Source organism: Bacillus sp. NMTD17 (assembly GCF_002998735.1).
Classification (GTDB): Bacteria; Bacillota; Bacilli; order Bacillales; family Bacillaceae; genus Bacillus.
In genome coordinates, this window is sequence record NZ_PVRH01000002.1 from 60,692 (window position 1) to 76,660 (window position 15,969).

Sequence of the window (15,969 nt, forward strand, 5' to 3'; positions counted from 1 at the left end):
AATTAAGGAGTTGTTTTGTTTGAAAAAATCAACATTAAAAAAAGCTGTATTATCTATCGCCTTTTCTGCAACAATGTTATTTTCTATGAATACTGCAAGTGCTGCTCCGTTAGAGTGGGTCAGAGATGCTTATCCTGATCAGTGGGATTACGTATTAATTAAACAAAATGGGGTAAGTTACACTCAAGTTTGGACAAGTAGTAACAGTTATTTCCTTGTAAAATGCGAAGTATTATCTAATGGAAAATGCTTTGTTTCAAAATAAAAATATTTACAAAACGACTTCCAATTTTGGGGTCGTTTTTTACTTCAAAGTCAAACTCCTCTAAACGGGTGCTTTAAATTAAACCTCATTGAGAGCATAATCCAGGTCTAGGAAAGTCTTTGCTTTTAAACGTGTATACAATCTTTCACTCATACCGATTTCATTATATACCTTGTAATAGTTAATAATGGAGCATATTTTGGTTTAATCTCCCTAATCTCTTTATACATAGGTTTTTCTTTACAATAACCCTATTAACATTTTACTATATATAATAAGATTAATAACTTCCGCGCCTCAGCAGCTCTAGAAGGCTAGAGCACTGTAAAACGAATTATAGCTGGCGGGCCGCAAGGTAAGGGTTTCAGAAGCATCAAAAAGCACACTGAGACAGGTGAAATTCCGTAGGGAAGCGTGTTGCCCCTAACCTATGCTTACCGGGTTCGAATCCCGTCTGAGACGTATGAGGTCGATGGAATTGGAGGATAAAACATCATGCATGTGTTTGAAGAATATGTAAGCAATATCGGTAATCCAAAGCTGAAGCAGCGCACACAAGACATTTTACAATGGATTTTAGACACATTCCCTCAATTAGAGCCAAGAATTGCTTGGAATCAGCCCATGTTCACAGACCACGGCACATTTATTATTGGGTTTAGCGTAGCAAAACATCACATTTCTGTCGCACCAGAAGGTAAAGGAATCGATCACTTTTCAGCTGACATTGTACAAGCGGGTTACGATCATGGAAAAAAGATGTTTCGCATGAAGGAAAGCTTGCCAGTTGATTATCCTCTCCTAAAAAAAATCATCGAATTTAATATCGAAGACAAAGCGGATTGTTCAACGTTTTGGCGAAAATAAAAAGCACCCTGATCTGAGCCATTAACAGATCGGGGTATTTTGCTGCAACATGTTATTTTGTTCTCTTCCTTACAACTTTCTGCTCAAGCCACTCATAACATGACAAAATGGTATTAACGCTCCTTTGGCATATCGGCAAATATACAACAGCGACCGCTGTTAAACACGCTATGACAGCACCTGCTAAGACATCAAATGGATAATGGACACCTACCCAAATCCTTGAAAAACCAACGGCGCACGCAATGATCAGCCAATAAACATGGCGTTTGTGAAAAAGCCAAAAGATCAGACAAACAGAAAAAATAAAGATGGTATGATCACTCGGAAAAGAGTTATTTACTTCCTTTTGAATCAAAAGATTGACATGACTCATTTCGGCAAAGGGCTGCTGGTTGGAATAAAAAATTCCTGCAATTTTGCCAATTAACTCTGCCAATATGAAAGTAAATCCGGCAGATACGACCACCCGCCTATTGGTTCTGCTCCGATTTTGAAACCATATGAACAGACACATGAGCGCTGCTAACAGCACTGTATATTCAGCTAGTCCAATGAATAACGGATTCAAGTAACCATGATCGATACTGAGCTGATTCACCCACCTAAATAAATCTTCATTATATCCCTGCATCTCATTTCATCCCTTTTTCCTCGATTTATGACAAGGATAATTGAAATGAGATGACCGCTCCATCGATCGAACGAACAAACCATGGAATCATATGACATGTTTGTCACTTTGCTGTCACCTGCACATCATTCACTGAGTGCTCTATAGAGAGTGATGCTGCTCCCATTCCTTTTTTAGCAAAGCATATTGATACGTGTTTTCATATTTAGGGGTGCCGTCCTCATAAGTAGTAAATGAAATAAACTCAAGAAAAAGGCCTTCTTTCCGCATGCCTAATCGCTCACATAATGCCTGTGAACGGACATTATCATCTTCTACATAGGCATAAAGCCGCCTTGCTCCCTTTTCTACAAATAAATAGGTCAAGAATGCTTCAGCACTCTCACGTGCATACCCCTTTCCTTCATATGCTGCATTGAAATTCCAGCCGATTGAATACGTATCAGGCTCCTCTTTTAAATGAAACAACTCACCGATAATTTGTTGACTTTCTTTTAAACAAACCGCTACATATGAATGATCTTCTTTTCTCTTTTGCACTTTAGCCACAGCTTCTTCTAATGAAAAAATTCGATCACTAAGAAAACAATTTACTCTTGGATTGGACAAGTACTCCAGCATCCCTGCCGCATCTTCATCGCAAAACGGTCTAAGAATTAAACGATTCGTTTCTAATTGATTCATAAATGACTCCTCTTTGTCATCATTTCGTGTTTTCTAGTCTCTCCATATTTTAGATGACATGCACCAGCTTTGACAATCAAGTTGTTGTGAAGTGTCTTCAAATAAACGAAACTCATAAAAAGCATTTTTGCTATTAAATAATTTGATCAAAACTGATAAAATAGAACATAAGTTTCTATTTATTTTATTAAAAAGGGGTTACTTGATATGATCAAAACAGTGGATGGTAACATTTTAGAGGCAAGTGAAGACATCATCTGTCACCAGGTGAACTGTAAAGGGGTCATGGGCGCTGGATTAGCCAAACAAATCAAAAGCAAATACCCCAATGTATACAAAAAGTATAAACAATTATGTACAGAACAAGGAGATGACTTGTTAAGCTCCGTTCAACTCATCACAACTAATGACGGAAAAACAATTGCCAACTTATTTGCTCAAACTGGATACGGAAGAAAAAGAATGCAAACTGATTACGACGCCCTACGCAGCTGCTTACAAAGCCTAAAAGACACAGTAACCCATTCACATGAAGAGAAAAACCGAACTTCCATCGCCATTCCTTACGGGATCGGCTGCGGACTGGCGGGCGGCGATTGGACGATTGTGGAAGACATGATTGAAGAGGTATTGAGTGATTGTGAAGTGACGGTTTATTGGTTTCGATAAAGTGAAAAGAAAGATTTAATTAGAAAAGAATATTGTGTTTTTCGATATTTTTGCTTTCGTGAATCGGTTTCTTTGACATGCTAATCAATACACAGTTGATTCCATATGTATTGATTTTTATTTTGTTGCTAAGTGTGTCTGTTTTGTTATTGATTAATAGGGGGCATTATTGAATAAGAGCACCATTTCTGCTTGGAATGATGCTCTCAATATGTTCTCTAGTCTTTATTTCTTTAATCTATCAAAACGAATTTTATAACATCTCTAAAAGTTACTCCAATGTAGAGAAGTATTTTTCTAAATGTTTTTTACCAGAATTACTTTTAGGTATAATACCTAGATGATTATATTTCCAAATAGTTTTTCTTTCATGAGGGTTTGTATTCAAAAGGTCATCATAATTAAATTCTATATTAAAATGCCCCGTTTCATCAAATATCATTGTGAAGTTTGTCCAAGGTTCTTGACCATTTTGTTCAAACTCTCTCTTAAGTTCTTGGATACAGTCAACTAATTGATGCCATCTTTCTTTGTATTCATGTTCACTCACTTCAAAAAGTTCAGTGATCTCATGACTATATACCAGTTTACCCTCATTTTCTTTAGATGAAAAATAAAAGTAAACAGTTTGAGAACCTTCAACTACCTCACCATATAAATACACCTTTCCCCATTCAATTGGTATTGTTCCCACTACAACATCAACTATCTCTTTATACAAATGTTCTATTTTTTCTTCATTCATTACTTTTTACCTCCATACACATTGTCGAACCTTTTGATTTCCCATTCATCATCACCGATTTTATATTTAATATCAAAAGTTTCTGGGCGTAGAGAATCCGCTTTATAGTTAGGTGTAATCTTCACTTTAACTTCATCACCATTTTGAAGAGCATCAGCCCAAGTATTTTCAAGCTTTTTCCACTCACCTTTGTTTAAATTCCCATTCATCGGCACAAGATTATCAATATCTCCAGATCCTTTAAAAATTGAAGCAATTAAATGCCCACCATCATCATCTAGTAATCTGTCAGGCTTTCCTGAATTGGATTGAGCGTATTGGTTTCTTTTGATCTCTCCGTATTTTAAATCACTTGCTTCGACTTTGACAATCCTTCCGTAGTGGTCGGTTGTGTAGGTGTACCCTTGCTTTGTTGAATAAACGACATTTGGTTTTAATACTTTTTTGCGTTTCCACCTTACATAGTGATCTCCGTAACTTACAACGGTTGGCGGTGATTTTGGTGCTGGTAAGCGTCTACCTGTCTGAGAGATGCCGTATCCTGAGTTGTTGTCTAGACGCTTTGCCATGGAAAGGAGTTTATTTTTGATATTCTCCCCGTCAAAAACGTTATACGGTAGTTTCCCTCCACCAGCTATTTGGAACTTTGGTGAGTATGGCAATAGATTCGGAATGGAGACATTATCTAATGATTTTACTCCTTGTTCAAGCCCTTTCTTCACCGTAGTTTTGGCCGCTGTTGTCCCTGTTTTTGTAATGGCTCCTGCCCCTTTAGAACCAAAGACGATTTCTGCTAAAGAACCAGTCGCATAGGCAAACCAGTGTGACCGAGAATACGCATCACCATCTATGACTTCTTTTTGGAATGAGTCTGAAATTGATTTTCCAATCGCTTTCGATGTTTCAATTGGGTGAGAAACAGCCGTTACGACTGATTCAACGGCACCTCCAGGGTCTGTTACAAGATCGTAGATGCCAACAACTGTATCTTTTGCCACATCATATAGACCAACTGCAGCACCTTTTACACTATCAACAAATACCTCTGATGCTTCTTCCTGCGCTTTGATTTGGAGCAGCTGGCTGTAATACATTTTTTGATCGTAAGAAAGATTTTCATATCCAATTTCGTCTACAATCTCAAAGTATTTCTCTACTGATATACACGAAGGATCATTGAGCTTTTCTTTCAATTCTTTGATTCTTCGTTTCTCTTTTTCTTCTTTTTTCACTTTTAAATACGCTTTCACCTGAGCATCGATTTTATCATGATTCTTGTACACATCTGTCTCATGAAATGCTTTTGCATCATAATACATGGGCTGAGCGTTCTTTCCTTTTCCTGTAGCAGCCATCATTTTTGTATAAAAAGTTGCAAGATGTTTCTCAATCGCTTCTGATTTTGCGTATTCTGTTTTTAGGGCATGATCTAATGTATGTATAGCCTCAATTGCATCTTTTCTTTTTTTGTTCGCATCATCTAAGTGCTCGTCTACTTTTTTACTGGAAAATGTCTGCAATTCAATCAAATCACTAATATCGTCAAAAATTGCCGTAAGAGCTTCTTTTTGTTCCTTGACCATATCTTGATTGTTCTGAATGCCTTGCTTCAATTGAGCGTCTAAGAAGTGCTCATCAATAAATGTACTCCCGCCTAATGATTCATCATCAAGCTTTCCTTTCACTCCATCTAAAAAAGCCTTTTGCATATCGAGAAAATCAAGATAAGTGTCCGTGTATAGTGCAAGATCATTATAAAAAGCTTTGATATTATCTGCACCTTTTCCAGTAAACTCGTCACCTAATCCCGATACACTTTTTAATGCTTTTTTCACAAGTTTCATTTCTTCTTGAAGCTCATGATAGGCCTTTGACCTCTGTTCGACAGCTGATAGTAAAGATGGAGCATCTAATATTTTCATATAAAAAAGACTCCTTTTATGGAATATTCTTTTACTAGAATACCATAAGGAGCCTGACACTTTAATCCACTTTATCGTTTTTAAACCAATTATCCTCCGTAGTGGTGGATTAAAATCCTACGCTTTTATGATCCTGCACCTCTTGAGAAAAGCAACACTACCTCATTTTTAGCATCTGCTTGAGTTTGTTGTCCAACAGGTATTCCAAGAATTGTACCTAATAGCAAAGCAGTAGTAATCATCATCATTATTTTTTTCATGATCATATGACCTCCTTTCCTATAAGCGTACAAGATTTTAAGGCCAATTCCAAGAAGTAGTTACTTTCTTCATAAAGATTTAACTTCTTATAAATGGATGCAACATCAGGAGCTAAAGCCTCTATATCAACATATGCTTTCCTTTCTTCCAAAAGACATAGCCCTTTCTTGATATCTTCATAGCTTTCCTGTGGTGTTGTATAACATTTCTCAAGGATATTGAATTTCAAAATAAAGTTTGTGTTCTGCTGATCTTTAGAAAAGGATTTCCCCTCAGCAACCCAACTTATTGCCTTATCCACTTGATTTGATTTATGGCTTGATCTTGCAAATTCATACGCACATTGTAAGTATGAAACAGGAGCTGACTGTTTTAGATCATCTGCGGAAATTGCTTTGTTGAAATATTCTATTGCTTCTATATGGTGGTCATCCTGAATTTTGAGAAATCCTAAATCATAATAAGCCAACGCTAATAATCTCTTATCATTCTTTTCAATCAGTCTATCAACACACTCCAAAAGCATTCTTTCAGCTTTGTCTAGTCTACCATCATCAATCAAATTTAATGCCAGCAACATATTACAGTTTATGGTCTGTATGCTGTAGCCTTCATGACCTTTGTAGATGTCCTTTGCTGTTTGTAGATGATGGTGAGAAAGGAGCGTGACCTTATTGAAATAGTAGAGTGTGCCAATTTTATAATGGAACTCAGCCTTTTCAATTTCATCATGTACCTTGTCCAATTGTCTCTCAGCCACTCTAAATAGGACTAGAGCTTCTGAATAATTATTCTTTGCACTCTCGTACATACCTTTGAAAAGATAAAAGTAAAACCTTAGCATGTCATCTGTTTTGACTCTTTCACTTTCTGTTATTGTTGGTTGCCCCACTAAATCTTCCATCAGTACCTTAAATCTATAATCAAGAATATTGAAATAGAGTAAAACATCTTGATTTTCTTCCATTTCGCCTAACATTTCTTGAATCTCATCCCTCAACTCTACTGCTTGTGAAACTTCCCTCTTTTTAATATGTAAATACCATTTGTTGAGAGTGTTTGCTACATCTACAGAGGAGATCAAACCTGACATCCCATTACCCCCTTGCTATCATTTCCTTTGTATAATTTTAACATGGAATTTACAACATATGTAAAGTCGAAGTGTTCATTTTAAAAGTTTTCGGTATCCCGCAAAATGCAAAAATACTTATCTATAAAAGGTATGTTTTATGTAGAGTGCATTAAAAGAGGAACGACATGGCAGTACAGAATTAAACATATGGATCCTGTAACACAAGAAGTAACAGAGCTTTCTAAAGGTGAATTTAGTACAAAAAGAAGCGCAAGTTGCTGCTTCAAAACATAAAGAATTGCTTAGAAGTGATATTGAAGTTGGTGGCGTAGAAACAACTTTAAAACAGTTTCTTTAGGAACACTAATTCTCTTTTTAAACATAGGTTTACACATCGTTTTCTTCTTTTCTGAATATAATTTGACCAAAATAAAAACCCCTGAAGCCAATGGCTCCAAGGGGTTTTATTTATTAATACTGAGACATATACTGATCGCGTTCCCATGGGTGTACTTGGGTGCGGAACATATCCCATTCGATTTCTTTTGATTCGATGAAGTGTTCGAATAGGTGATCGCCTAGTGCGTTGATCATGACTTCGTTTGATTTGAGCAACTCAAGTGCTTCTGCAAGTGTTGCAGGCAGGTCAGAGATGCCGTTTTCAAGGCGCTCTTCTTTGTCCATGACATAAATGTTTCTGTCGATTGGTGCTGGTGCGTCTAGTTTATTTTTGATTCCGTCAAGACCTGCTGCAAGTAATACGCTTAGTGCAAGGTATGGGTTTGCAGATGGGTCAACGCTGCGCACTTCTACACGTGTGCTAATGCCGCGTGATGCAGGGATACGGATCAATGGACTGCGGTTTTGTGCACTCCATGCAACGTAGCAAGGTGCTTCATAACCAGGTACAAGACGCTTGTAAGAGTTAACCGTTGGGTTTGTGACCGCTGTGAAGCTTGTTGCGTGCTTGACGATACCTGCGATAAAGTGTCTAGCAGTCTCGCTTAATTGTAAATCTGCTTTTTCATCAAAGAATGCGTTTTTGCCATTTTTGAATAATGATAGGTTACAGTGCATACCAGAACCGTTTACACCGAACAATGGTTTTGGCATGAATGTCGCATGAAGACCGTGCTTTCTCGCAATCGTTTTGACAACGAGTTTGAACGTTTGAATGTCATCACAAGAACGGATGGCGCCTGCATATTTGAAATCAATTTCATGCTGTCCAGGTGCTACTTCATGGTGAGACGCTTCAATTTCAAAGCCCATTTCTTCAAGCTCAAGCACGATATCACGGCGGCAGTTTTCGCCTAGATCTGTTGGTGCAAGGTCAAAGTATCCACCTTTATCGTTTAGTTCAAGCGTTGGCTCGCCTTTTTCATCTAATTTAAATAAGAAGAATTCTGGCTCAGGTCCAAGGTTGAAATCACTAAATCCTAGTTCTTCCATTTCCTTTAAGACACGCTTTAAGTTATTACGTGGGTCTCCATCAAATGGCGTCCCGTCCGGCTTGTAAATGTCACAAATAAAGCGTGCAACTTTACCTTTTTCTGCTGTCCAAGGGAAAATAACAAATGTGTTGAGATCTGGGTATAGATACATATCTGATTCTTCAATACGTACGAAGCCTTCAATAGATGAACCGTCAAACATACATTTGTTATCGAGAGCTTTTTCTAACTGGCTCACAGGAATTTCAACATTTTTAATCGTTCCGAGAATGTCTGTAAATTGCAGACGAATGTACTTTACGTTTTCCTCATTTACTAATTTTACGATATCTTCTCTTGTGTATTTTGCCATTTCGTAAAACTCCTCCCCTACAAAAGGTAAAATTGTATAGCAATGCTTTTGCTAATTGGTTAACGGAAGAACCTTGACATATCCCCCTGCCTAAAGGTCGTTCCTTGTTGGAAACGTCCAGCCTGAATGAGTTCTTTCTTCAGTAGCTTCCTGAGTTCATCATCTGTCAAGTTGTGCTTGGCTGTGGTTTTCTCCTCGGCCTTTGTATTAGACGCTGGATGTTCTGCCTCAGCTTTGGCAAAAAGTTTTTTGATTCCTGCCATGTTTACACCTTGTTCGATGAGGTTTTTAATTTCTAGTAATTTATCAACATCATGGAAAGAAAATAATCGGCGATTCCCATCACTTCTTGCTGGAAATACTAATCCATTTTCCTCATAATAGCGAATTTGCCTTGCAGATAATTCTGTTAGCTGCATGACAATCCCAATTGGGAATAAAGGCATTGAGCGGCGAATGTTATCACTCATCTCAACTGTCTCCTCCTCTTTGCTTAAATTTATTATATGTCATGTTATATTATGTGTCAACACTATGTTAGGAATATTAACATGGGTTTTTTTATTGAGCAGGTATGTCGATAAAACCTTGTTCCAATAAGGCATCTACAGCACTGCAAATCGCATTTTTCACATGGGCATACGTGAGTCCGCCTTGAACGTAGGCTGTATAAGGCGGTCTGATCGGTCCATCGGCTGACAATTCGATGCTAGCTCCTTGGACGAAGGTGCCCGCTGCCATGATGACATCATCCTCGTAGCCCGGCATATAGCTCGCATGCGGTGTGACGTGACTGTTGATCGGAGATGCATATTGAATCGCCTGGCAGAACGCAATCATTTTGTTAGGATCGCCAAATTCGACTGATTGAATCAAATCCGTTCTTTTCGCATTCCACGCTGGGTTCGTTTGGAACCCGAGCTTCTCAAGAAAACGAGCCGTGAACACTGCGCCCTTTAAGCTTTGCGCCACAACATGCGGTGCTAAGAAAAATCCTTGATACATTTCCTGGAGCGCATACAGCGATGCACCCGCTTCACTGCCGATGCCCGGAGATGTCATTCGATAAGAGCAAGCTTCTACCCATTTTTCTTTTCCAACGATGTAGCCGCCTGTTTTGGCAAGGCCGCCGCCTGGGTTTTTAATGAGAGAACCTGCCATAAGATCCGCTCCCACATGACATGGTTCTTGTAATTCAGTAAATTCACCATAACAGTTGTCCACAAACACAATGATTTCTTCATTGATCTCTTTTACAAATGAGATCATTTGCTCGATTTCTTCTATTGTAAAGGAGGGTCTTGAAGCATAGCCTTTCGAACGCTGAATGCCGATGACTTTTGTTTTCGAGGAGATCGACTCTTTTACTTTGTCATAATCGACTGATCCATCTAGCCTTAAATCAATGGCCTTGTAATCAATCTGGAAATCTTTTAATGAGCCTGTCCCTTCTTTGCCGCGAATCCCTACAATTTCTTCTAGCGTATCGTATGGTTTTCCTGTCATATAGATCAATTCATCGCCAGGTCTCAGCACACCAAATAACGCAATGGAAATCGCATGTGTGCCGGAAATGATCTGCGGACGCACAAGGCCGCTTTCTCCTCCGAAGACATCCGCGTAGATCTTTTCTAACGTGTCTCTTCCCATATCATCGTAGCCATATCCAGTTGTCGGGTTAAAGTGAGAGTCACTGACTTTATGCTTTCGGTAGCTTTCAAGCACCCGCCACTCATTTTGTTCGCTCTTTTGATCAATTTGCTGATGCACGTGTAAAATGTCTTGTTCTGTTTCTGCTGCTACTTTTTCTAAAATACTGCCGTGTTTTAATGTATGAAACATCTTGATTTAATTCCTTTCTTACAACATATACTTCTTGATTTGACCTAATATGGTCTGCTCCTCACCACTAAACCCGGTGATGTCATAAAGTTCTGCTTCTTTTTGAAATTCTAGTGATTCCACGAGCGTTTCTGATTTTAATGCGGAGATGAGCTTTCCTTCATACGCTGGAATCTTCACATGATATGGCTTTAAAAAGGTTTTTTTCAGTTCAGCCATGATATCCGCTTTTAACCGCTTCACATCTTCTTCGCGTCTCGCACTGATTAACAGATGACGATGCTTTGAAGATGGGATGAAATCCGGTCTGATTCGATCTTCTTTGTTATAAACCGTCAGCATTGGAATACGATCTGCTTCTAATTCCTCTAAAAGCTCATGAACCGTCCGTTCGTGACCTTCGTAATCCTCATTAGAAGAATCGATGACGTGAAGCAAATAATCAGCTTCCTTCACTTCTTCAAGAGTGGAACGAAATGCCGCTATCAGTGTTGTTGGAAGGTCCTGGATAAAGCCAACAGTATCTGAAATCAGCACACTGTAGCCAGATGCTAATGTCATCTTACGTGTCATTGGATCAAGCGTCGCAAACAGCAGATCCTCTTCATGACTATCTGCTTCTGTTAATTGATTAAACAAAGTAGATTTTCCAGCATTCGTATATCCGACAATGGCAATTTGGAACACCCCATTTTTCTTCCGGCGTTCCCGGTATCTTGTACGGTGTTCTTTGACTGTAGATAATTGCCCGTTAATTTCGTGAATGCGGTTTCGAATATGGCGTCTATCTGTTTCAAGTTTTGTTTCACCTGGACCTCTTGCGCCAATTCCGCCTCCTTGTCTTGAGAGGCTGATCCCTTGTCCGCTTAGTCTCGGCAAGGCATACTGAAGCTGGGCAAGCTCTATTTGCAGCTTCCCCTCTCTTGTACGAGCCCTTTTTGCAAAGATGTCTAAAATCAATTGTGTACGATCAATAATTTTCACATCTAAGGCAGTTGCCAAAGCTTTTAGCTGACTTGGAGACAGTTCGTCATTAAAAATAATGACATCACATTCGAATTCCTCGCAAAGCACTTCAAGCTCTTCTACTTTGCCTTTACCGATATATGTTGCGCTGTCTTGTCTATTTCTCTTCTGCGTCATTACGCTGACAGCTTCACCGCCAGCCGTTTTGGTTAAGGAAGCTAATTCTTCCATTGAGTATTGAAAGCGTTCATCCGTGACATGCGGCAATTGACAGCCGACAAGGATCGCTTTTTCTGTCATTTCATGTTCATTCAACGTCAGTTGTTTCCTTTCTGTACTTAAGTTTTCAGTAGTACCATCATACCAAACACATCACACGTATACCACTATTCGGATGGTTTATTTTAGTATCTCTTTATAAAAAGGATACGCCATTTTAAGTAGGCGTATCCTCTTTCATTTGCAGATCGTGACTTTTAATGGTGAGCAAATCTTTTTTATCATAATGATCCACAAGCAGAAGTCTCATGGCTTGAGTTCGAATGGCCTTTTCAATCGTGTTTCGCACAAACCGGCCGTTACTGAATTTTGCAGGGCTTGTGGTGCTTTTAATGTGCATTAAATAATCTCGCAGCTTCCATTCAGCTTCTTGCGTAAATATATATTCTCTGTCAGCCATCATTCGTTTGGCAATGTCCATGAGCTGATCGACTGTATAATCAGGAAAGCTGATATTGATTGGAAATCTTGATTGCAGGCCGGGGTTTAATGATAGAAAATGATCCATTTCCTTGGAGTAGCCAGCAAGAATGAGAATGAATTCGTGCTGTTTGTCCTCCATATGTTTTACTAGGGTATCAATCGCTTCTTTCCCAAAATCCTTTTCGCCTCCGCGGGCAAGAGAATAGGCTTCGTCGATGAACAAAATGCCGCCTAGTGATTTTTTAATTAACTCCCTTGTTTTTTGCGCAGTATGACCAATGTACTCTCCGACAAGATCTCCGCGTTCCGCTTCAATTAAGTGCCCCTTTGAGAGGACATTCATTTCAAAGAAAAGCTTCCCGACAAGCCTTGCAACCGTTGTTTTCCCTGTGCCTGGATTCCCTTTGAACATCATATGAAGCGCTTGTTTGCCTACCTTTAACCCTTGTTCCTGCCTTTTTTGATTGACAAAGATCCAAGCATAAATCTCTTTTATGTTTCGTTTCATTTCATCCATACCAACAAGGCTGTTCATTTCACGCTCTATTTCCCGTAAGATGCTGTGTTTTGCCTCATTTTTCTGTAAGGCTTCTAGGTATTCTGCCTCTGAATCTGCATCAACCAATACTTGCTTTTGTCCGTTAAGTATAATATTGATTTGGCCGTTGTTTTTATATGTGACAGCTCGCTCCAACGTATTCACCTCTCGCTCTTCTCTCTTTATTCTATTCGGGTGGAGCTGTAATCGTGACAATCGCCCGCTTAAGCCCAAGTTTGCTGTCAAAATGACCCGAGATACCGAATATTGTAGGGATTTCTGCGGTTTCCCAGGAAATGATGTGCTATTTCCATTGTATTCATCCAATTTAGGCGGACAAACCAACAATTTACTTTTTCTTAGAAAAATGTAGCTTTCTCATCACAAATTATGCAGAAAAGAGTCTCAATGATTTCCGCATTTTGTACAGGCAATTCTTCTATTTTCTCATAAAATAAAGACGAGGTGATGAATAGATGGTGAAGATTTTTATTGATCCTGGCCACGGAGGAACAGATTCTGGAGCTGCTGCTAATGGACTTTTGGAGAAAAACATCACACTTCAAATCGCACTTTTACTGAGAGATATCATGATTAGTGAATATGATGGGGTTTCCGTCCGCTTAAGTCGTTCAATTGACCAATCCGTCACTTTGTCCCAGCGTACAAATGCGGCAAACAGCTGGGGAGCTGACTATTTCGTGTCTATTCATGTTAATGCAGGCGGGGGCACAGGTTTTGAAAGCTTTGTGTATCCTGGCGTTTCAGCACCGACCACCACGTATCGCAATGCCCTTCATGATGAAATTGTTCGCTCGGTGGATTTTGCCAACCGCGGCAAGAAAACAGCGAACTTCCACGTTCTTCGAGAAACTTCTATGCCCGCTATTTTAACAGAGAATGGTTTCATCGATACGACAGCTGATGCAAATAAGCTCCGCAATGCGACCTTCCTTCAAGGCATCGCTCGCGCTCATGCCACTGGATTAGAGAAAGCCTTTCAGCTGAAAAAAAAAGCAGGTAATCTTTATAAAGTACAGGCTGGAGCTTTCAAGGTGAAAGCCAATGCAGATGAATTAGCAGCCACGCTGAAATCAAAAGGCTTTGACGCCTTCGTTGTATTAGAGGGCGGTATGTTCCGAGTGCAAGCAGGAGCTTTTCGTACAAAGCAAAATGCGGATGACCTCGTCGCAAGATTGAAACAGGCCGGTCACGACGCATTCGTTTTCCAATAACTGAAGCTGTTATAACGAAATAAACCGGCTCAAGTCTGCTGCTGAGCCGGTTTATGATTGATTCTTTTATGCTAAAATGTTCACGACAAATTGAGACCATGTTTCAAGTCGATCGAAGTATTCGGGCTTTTTCAAATCGGATGCTTTCATCCATTTTCCTGAGATTTGATCTGTTTCTTTCACTTCTACATGAGCACCTGAAGATAATTCAAGCGCTGATAACAGGCCAATGTGCACACGGCCAACACTGTTGTCATCATCATTAATTAATCCAAGGGTTTTCATCTCAAGTTTGTCTTCTTCTTGAATAGAAAGTTCCTCGTCTAGTTCACGATCCGTATTTTCTTTTAGAATTTCAGCAAAGTTTTTTCCTTCGATAAAATTCATGTGACCACCAAAGCCAAGAGATAACTTATGATGCAATCGAGTCTCTCCCCCGCCTTGAAGCCTTTCATATACATACACTTCGTCCTCACGCTTAATCACGACATAAGGAATCGGCTGCTTGAAGTCAGGATTTTCTTCCGCATCGCCTCTGCGCATCTGCTTGAAGTGCTCTTCGATTTCTTTCATAATGGTGTTGATTGTTTTCTCTTCACTATTCACACCATTAAACGCAAGCGTTTCGTTTTGGAACACGCGTGCGCGCGGTGCAACTAGTATGATTTCATCCATTTTTCCCATGTTCGGTAACCTCCAGTATGTAACGCATTGTATGAAATGGCAAAAAGCCAAAACGAGTGATGCGTTTTGACTTTTACGCCTTACTTATGATTCATCTCCAAAGAAGAAGTCGTCATCTTTTAACGGCTCAACCGTCGCTTTTTTGTAGCCGTTCCCTTTCATTGAGAAGAAGTCATGCGATTTTGTTTTTGTATTGAGTCCGTTCAATACAATTGGATTGATCTCTTCTTCTTCAAAGTAAGGGGCAAATCCAAGGTTCATTAACGCTTTATTGGCATTGTAACGAATGAACTTTTTCACATCATGCGATAAATTGACTTGGTCATATATATCTTCCGTGTAATGAAGTTCATTTTCATAAAGCTCGTTCAAGAGGTCAATTGAGAAATCGTATAGCTCTTTTTGCACGTCAGGTGTTTGTTTGTTGTAAATTTCTTGTGCTAATAATCCAACGTATACACCATGAATCGCTTCATCACGCAAAATCAAGTTGATGATTTCACCACTTTGCATGAGCTTTCCTTGTCCATAGAAATAAAGCGGGTAGTAAAAACCACTGTAAAATAGGAAGCTTTCTAAATAAACAGAAGCAACCATTGCTTTAAAGAGGGAAATCGGATCGTCCTTTTGAATCGAACGGTATAAACTGACAATCATATCTGCTTTCTTTTGCAAGAATTTATTTTTCTTGACCCATTCAAACACTTCACTGATCGTTTCAGTTGGTGCGAGTGTCATGAAGATATTTGAGTATGATTTCGCATGTACCGCATTTTCCATCATCGCCATAAAGTTTAATACCGCTTTACGCTGATGGCCGTCTACATGTTCAGCCACAATCGGCATCCCTGTATTTCCTTGTTCTGTATCAAGTAAAGTCAGGCCAGCAAGTACCTTCATGTACGTATCTCGCTCTTTTTCACCTAAATATTTCCATGTTAAGAGATCCCCGTTTAAGGAAATCTCTTCAGGAAGCCAGAACTGCTTCACATTTTGGTTGTAAAACATTTGTGTAAAATCGTCTTCGTGTTTTGACCAGTTGGCTGCATCATAAATTTTTGTCACGTTAAACTC

General features: G+C 39.3%; 17 protein-coding genes. 4 read left to right on the top strand and 13 right to left on the bottom strand.

All coding sequences use genetic code 11. The features are described from left to right. Window positions 1-19: 19 nt before the first annotated feature. Window positions 20-265, top strand: a complete 246-nt coding sequence (locus C6347_RS05435; protein ID WP_034660753.1) for a hypothetical protein — start codon at window positions 20-22, stop codon at window positions 263-265. Window positions 266-760: 495 nt separating this feature from the next. Further along, a complete protein-coding gene (locus C6347_RS05445; RefSeq protein ID WP_034660752.1) occupies window positions 761-1,132 on the top strand; it encodes an iron chaperone in 372 nt (123 codons plus the stop codon). A gap of 52 nt (window positions 1,133-1,184) precedes the next feature. On the opposite strand, the gene C6347_RS05450 is transcribed toward C6347_RS05445, so the two are convergent. Together C6347_RS05450 and C6347_RS05455 are read right to left on the bottom strand one after the other, a co-directional pair. Further along, window positions 1,185-1,766, bottom strand: coding sequence for an undecaprenyl-diphosphatase (locus C6347_RS05450; RefSeq protein WP_066030866.1), 582 nt, complete (start codon window positions 1,764-1,766; stop codon window positions 1,185-1,187). Window positions 1,767-1,907: 141 nt separating this feature from the next. After that, window positions 1,908-2,450, bottom strand: a complete 543-nt coding sequence (locus C6347_RS05455; protein WP_106071501.1) for a GNAT family N-acetyltransferase — start codon at window positions 2,448-2,450, stop codon at window positions 1,908-1,910. A 207-nt stretch (window positions 2,451-2,657) separates the two neighbouring features. Here C6347_RS05455 and C6347_RS05460 point away from each other — a divergent pair, with 207 nt between their 5' ends. Next, complete coding sequence (locus tag C6347_RS05460; RefSeq protein ID WP_106071502.1) at window positions 2,658-3,119, top strand: macro domain-containing protein; 462 nt, start codon at window positions 2,658-2,660, stop codon at window positions 3,117-3,119. 271 nt (window positions 3,120-3,390) lie between these two features. Here C6347_RS05460 and C6347_RS05465 read toward each other — a convergent pair whose 3' ends face one another. From C6347_RS05465 to spoVK, 9 genes are all read right to left on the bottom strand, one after another. After that, window positions 3,391-3,864 carry an antitoxin YezG family protein gene (locus tag C6347_RS05465; RefSeq protein ID WP_060596377.1) on the bottom strand — a complete coding sequence of 158 codons (474 nt, stop codon included), beginning with the start codon at window positions 3,862-3,864 and terminating at the stop codon, window positions 3,391-3,393. Continuing rightward, window positions 3,864-5,786 (bottom strand): T7SS effector LXG polymorphic toxin, encoded by a 1,923-nt coding sequence (locus C6347_RS05470; RefSeq protein WP_066030868.1) that lies wholly within the window; start codon window positions 5,784-5,786, stop codon window positions 3,864-3,866. The genes C6347_RS05465 and C6347_RS05470 overlap by 1 nt, the downstream gene beginning before the upstream one ends. A gap of 125 nt (window positions 5,787-5,911) precedes the next feature. Beyond that, complete coding sequence (locus C6347_RS19400) at window positions 5,912-6,046, bottom strand: hypothetical protein (RefSeq protein WP_258182056.1); 135 nt, start codon at window positions 6,044-6,046, stop codon at window positions 5,912-5,914. A gap of 2 nt (window positions 6,047-6,048) precedes the next feature. After that, complete coding sequence (locus tag C6347_RS05475) at window positions 6,049-7,140, bottom strand: Rap family tetratricopeptide repeat protein (protein WP_106061489.1); 1,092 nt, start codon at window positions 7,138-7,140, stop codon at window positions 6,049-6,051. A 453-nt stretch (window positions 7,141-7,593) separates the two neighbouring features. Continuing rightward, complete coding sequence (gene glnA, locus C6347_RS05485) at window positions 7,594-8,928, bottom strand: type I glutamate--ammonia ligase (RefSeq protein WP_060596374.1); 1,335 nt, start codon at window positions 8,926-8,928, stop codon at window positions 7,594-7,596. Window positions 8,929-8,987: 59 nt separating this feature from the next. After that, window positions 8,988-9,398: a MerR family transcriptional regulator gene (locus C6347_RS05490; RefSeq protein WP_060596372.1), complete on the bottom strand. Its 411-nt coding sequence runs from the start codon at window positions 9,396-9,398 to the stop codon at window positions 8,988-8,990. Window positions 9,399-9,489: 91 nt separating this feature from the next. After that, the gene (locus tag C6347_RS05495; RefSeq protein WP_060596370.1) at window positions 9,490-10,770 is read right to left on the bottom strand and encodes a methionine gamma-lyase family protein; all 1,281 of its coding nucleotides are present in this window, start codon (window positions 10,768-10,770) and stop codon (window positions 9,490-9,492) included. 18 nt (window positions 10,771-10,788) lie between these two features. After that, window positions 10,789-12,051, bottom strand: coding sequence for a GTPase HflX (hflX, locus tag C6347_RS05500; RefSeq protein ID WP_106061490.1), 1,263 nt, complete (start codon window positions 12,049-12,051; stop codon window positions 10,789-10,791). A 121-nt stretch (window positions 12,052-12,172) separates the two neighbouring features. Further along, complete coding sequence (gene spoVK, locus C6347_RS05505; RefSeq protein ID WP_034662129.1) at window positions 12,173-13,132, bottom strand: stage V sporulation protein K; 960 nt, start codon at window positions 13,130-13,132, stop codon at window positions 12,173-12,175. Between the two features lie 320 nt (window positions 13,133-13,452). Here spoVK and C6347_RS05510 point away from each other — a divergent pair, with 320 nt between their 5' ends. Beyond that, entirely contained in the window at window positions 13,453-14,211 is a 759-nt protein-coding gene (locus tag C6347_RS05510) for an N-acetylmuramoyl-L-alanine amidase (RefSeq protein WP_106047822.1), read from the top strand. A gap of 66 nt (window positions 14,212-14,277) precedes the next feature. Here the strand turns inward: C6347_RS05510 and C6347_RS05515 are convergent, their stop codons facing one another. Then, window positions 14,278-14,895: a hypothetical protein gene (locus tag C6347_RS05515; RefSeq protein WP_066030873.1), complete on the bottom strand. Its 618-nt coding sequence runs from the start codon at window positions 14,893-14,895 to the stop codon at window positions 14,278-14,280. Between the two features lie 84 nt (window positions 14,896-14,979). Further along, window positions 14,980-15,960 carry a class 1b ribonucleoside-diphosphate reductase subunit beta gene (gene nrdF / locus C6347_RS05520; protein WP_024424085.1) on the bottom strand — a complete coding sequence of 327 codons (981 nt, stop codon included), beginning with the start codon at window positions 15,958-15,960 and terminating at the stop codon, window positions 14,980-14,982. Window positions 15,961-15,969 lie beyond the last annotated feature (9 nt).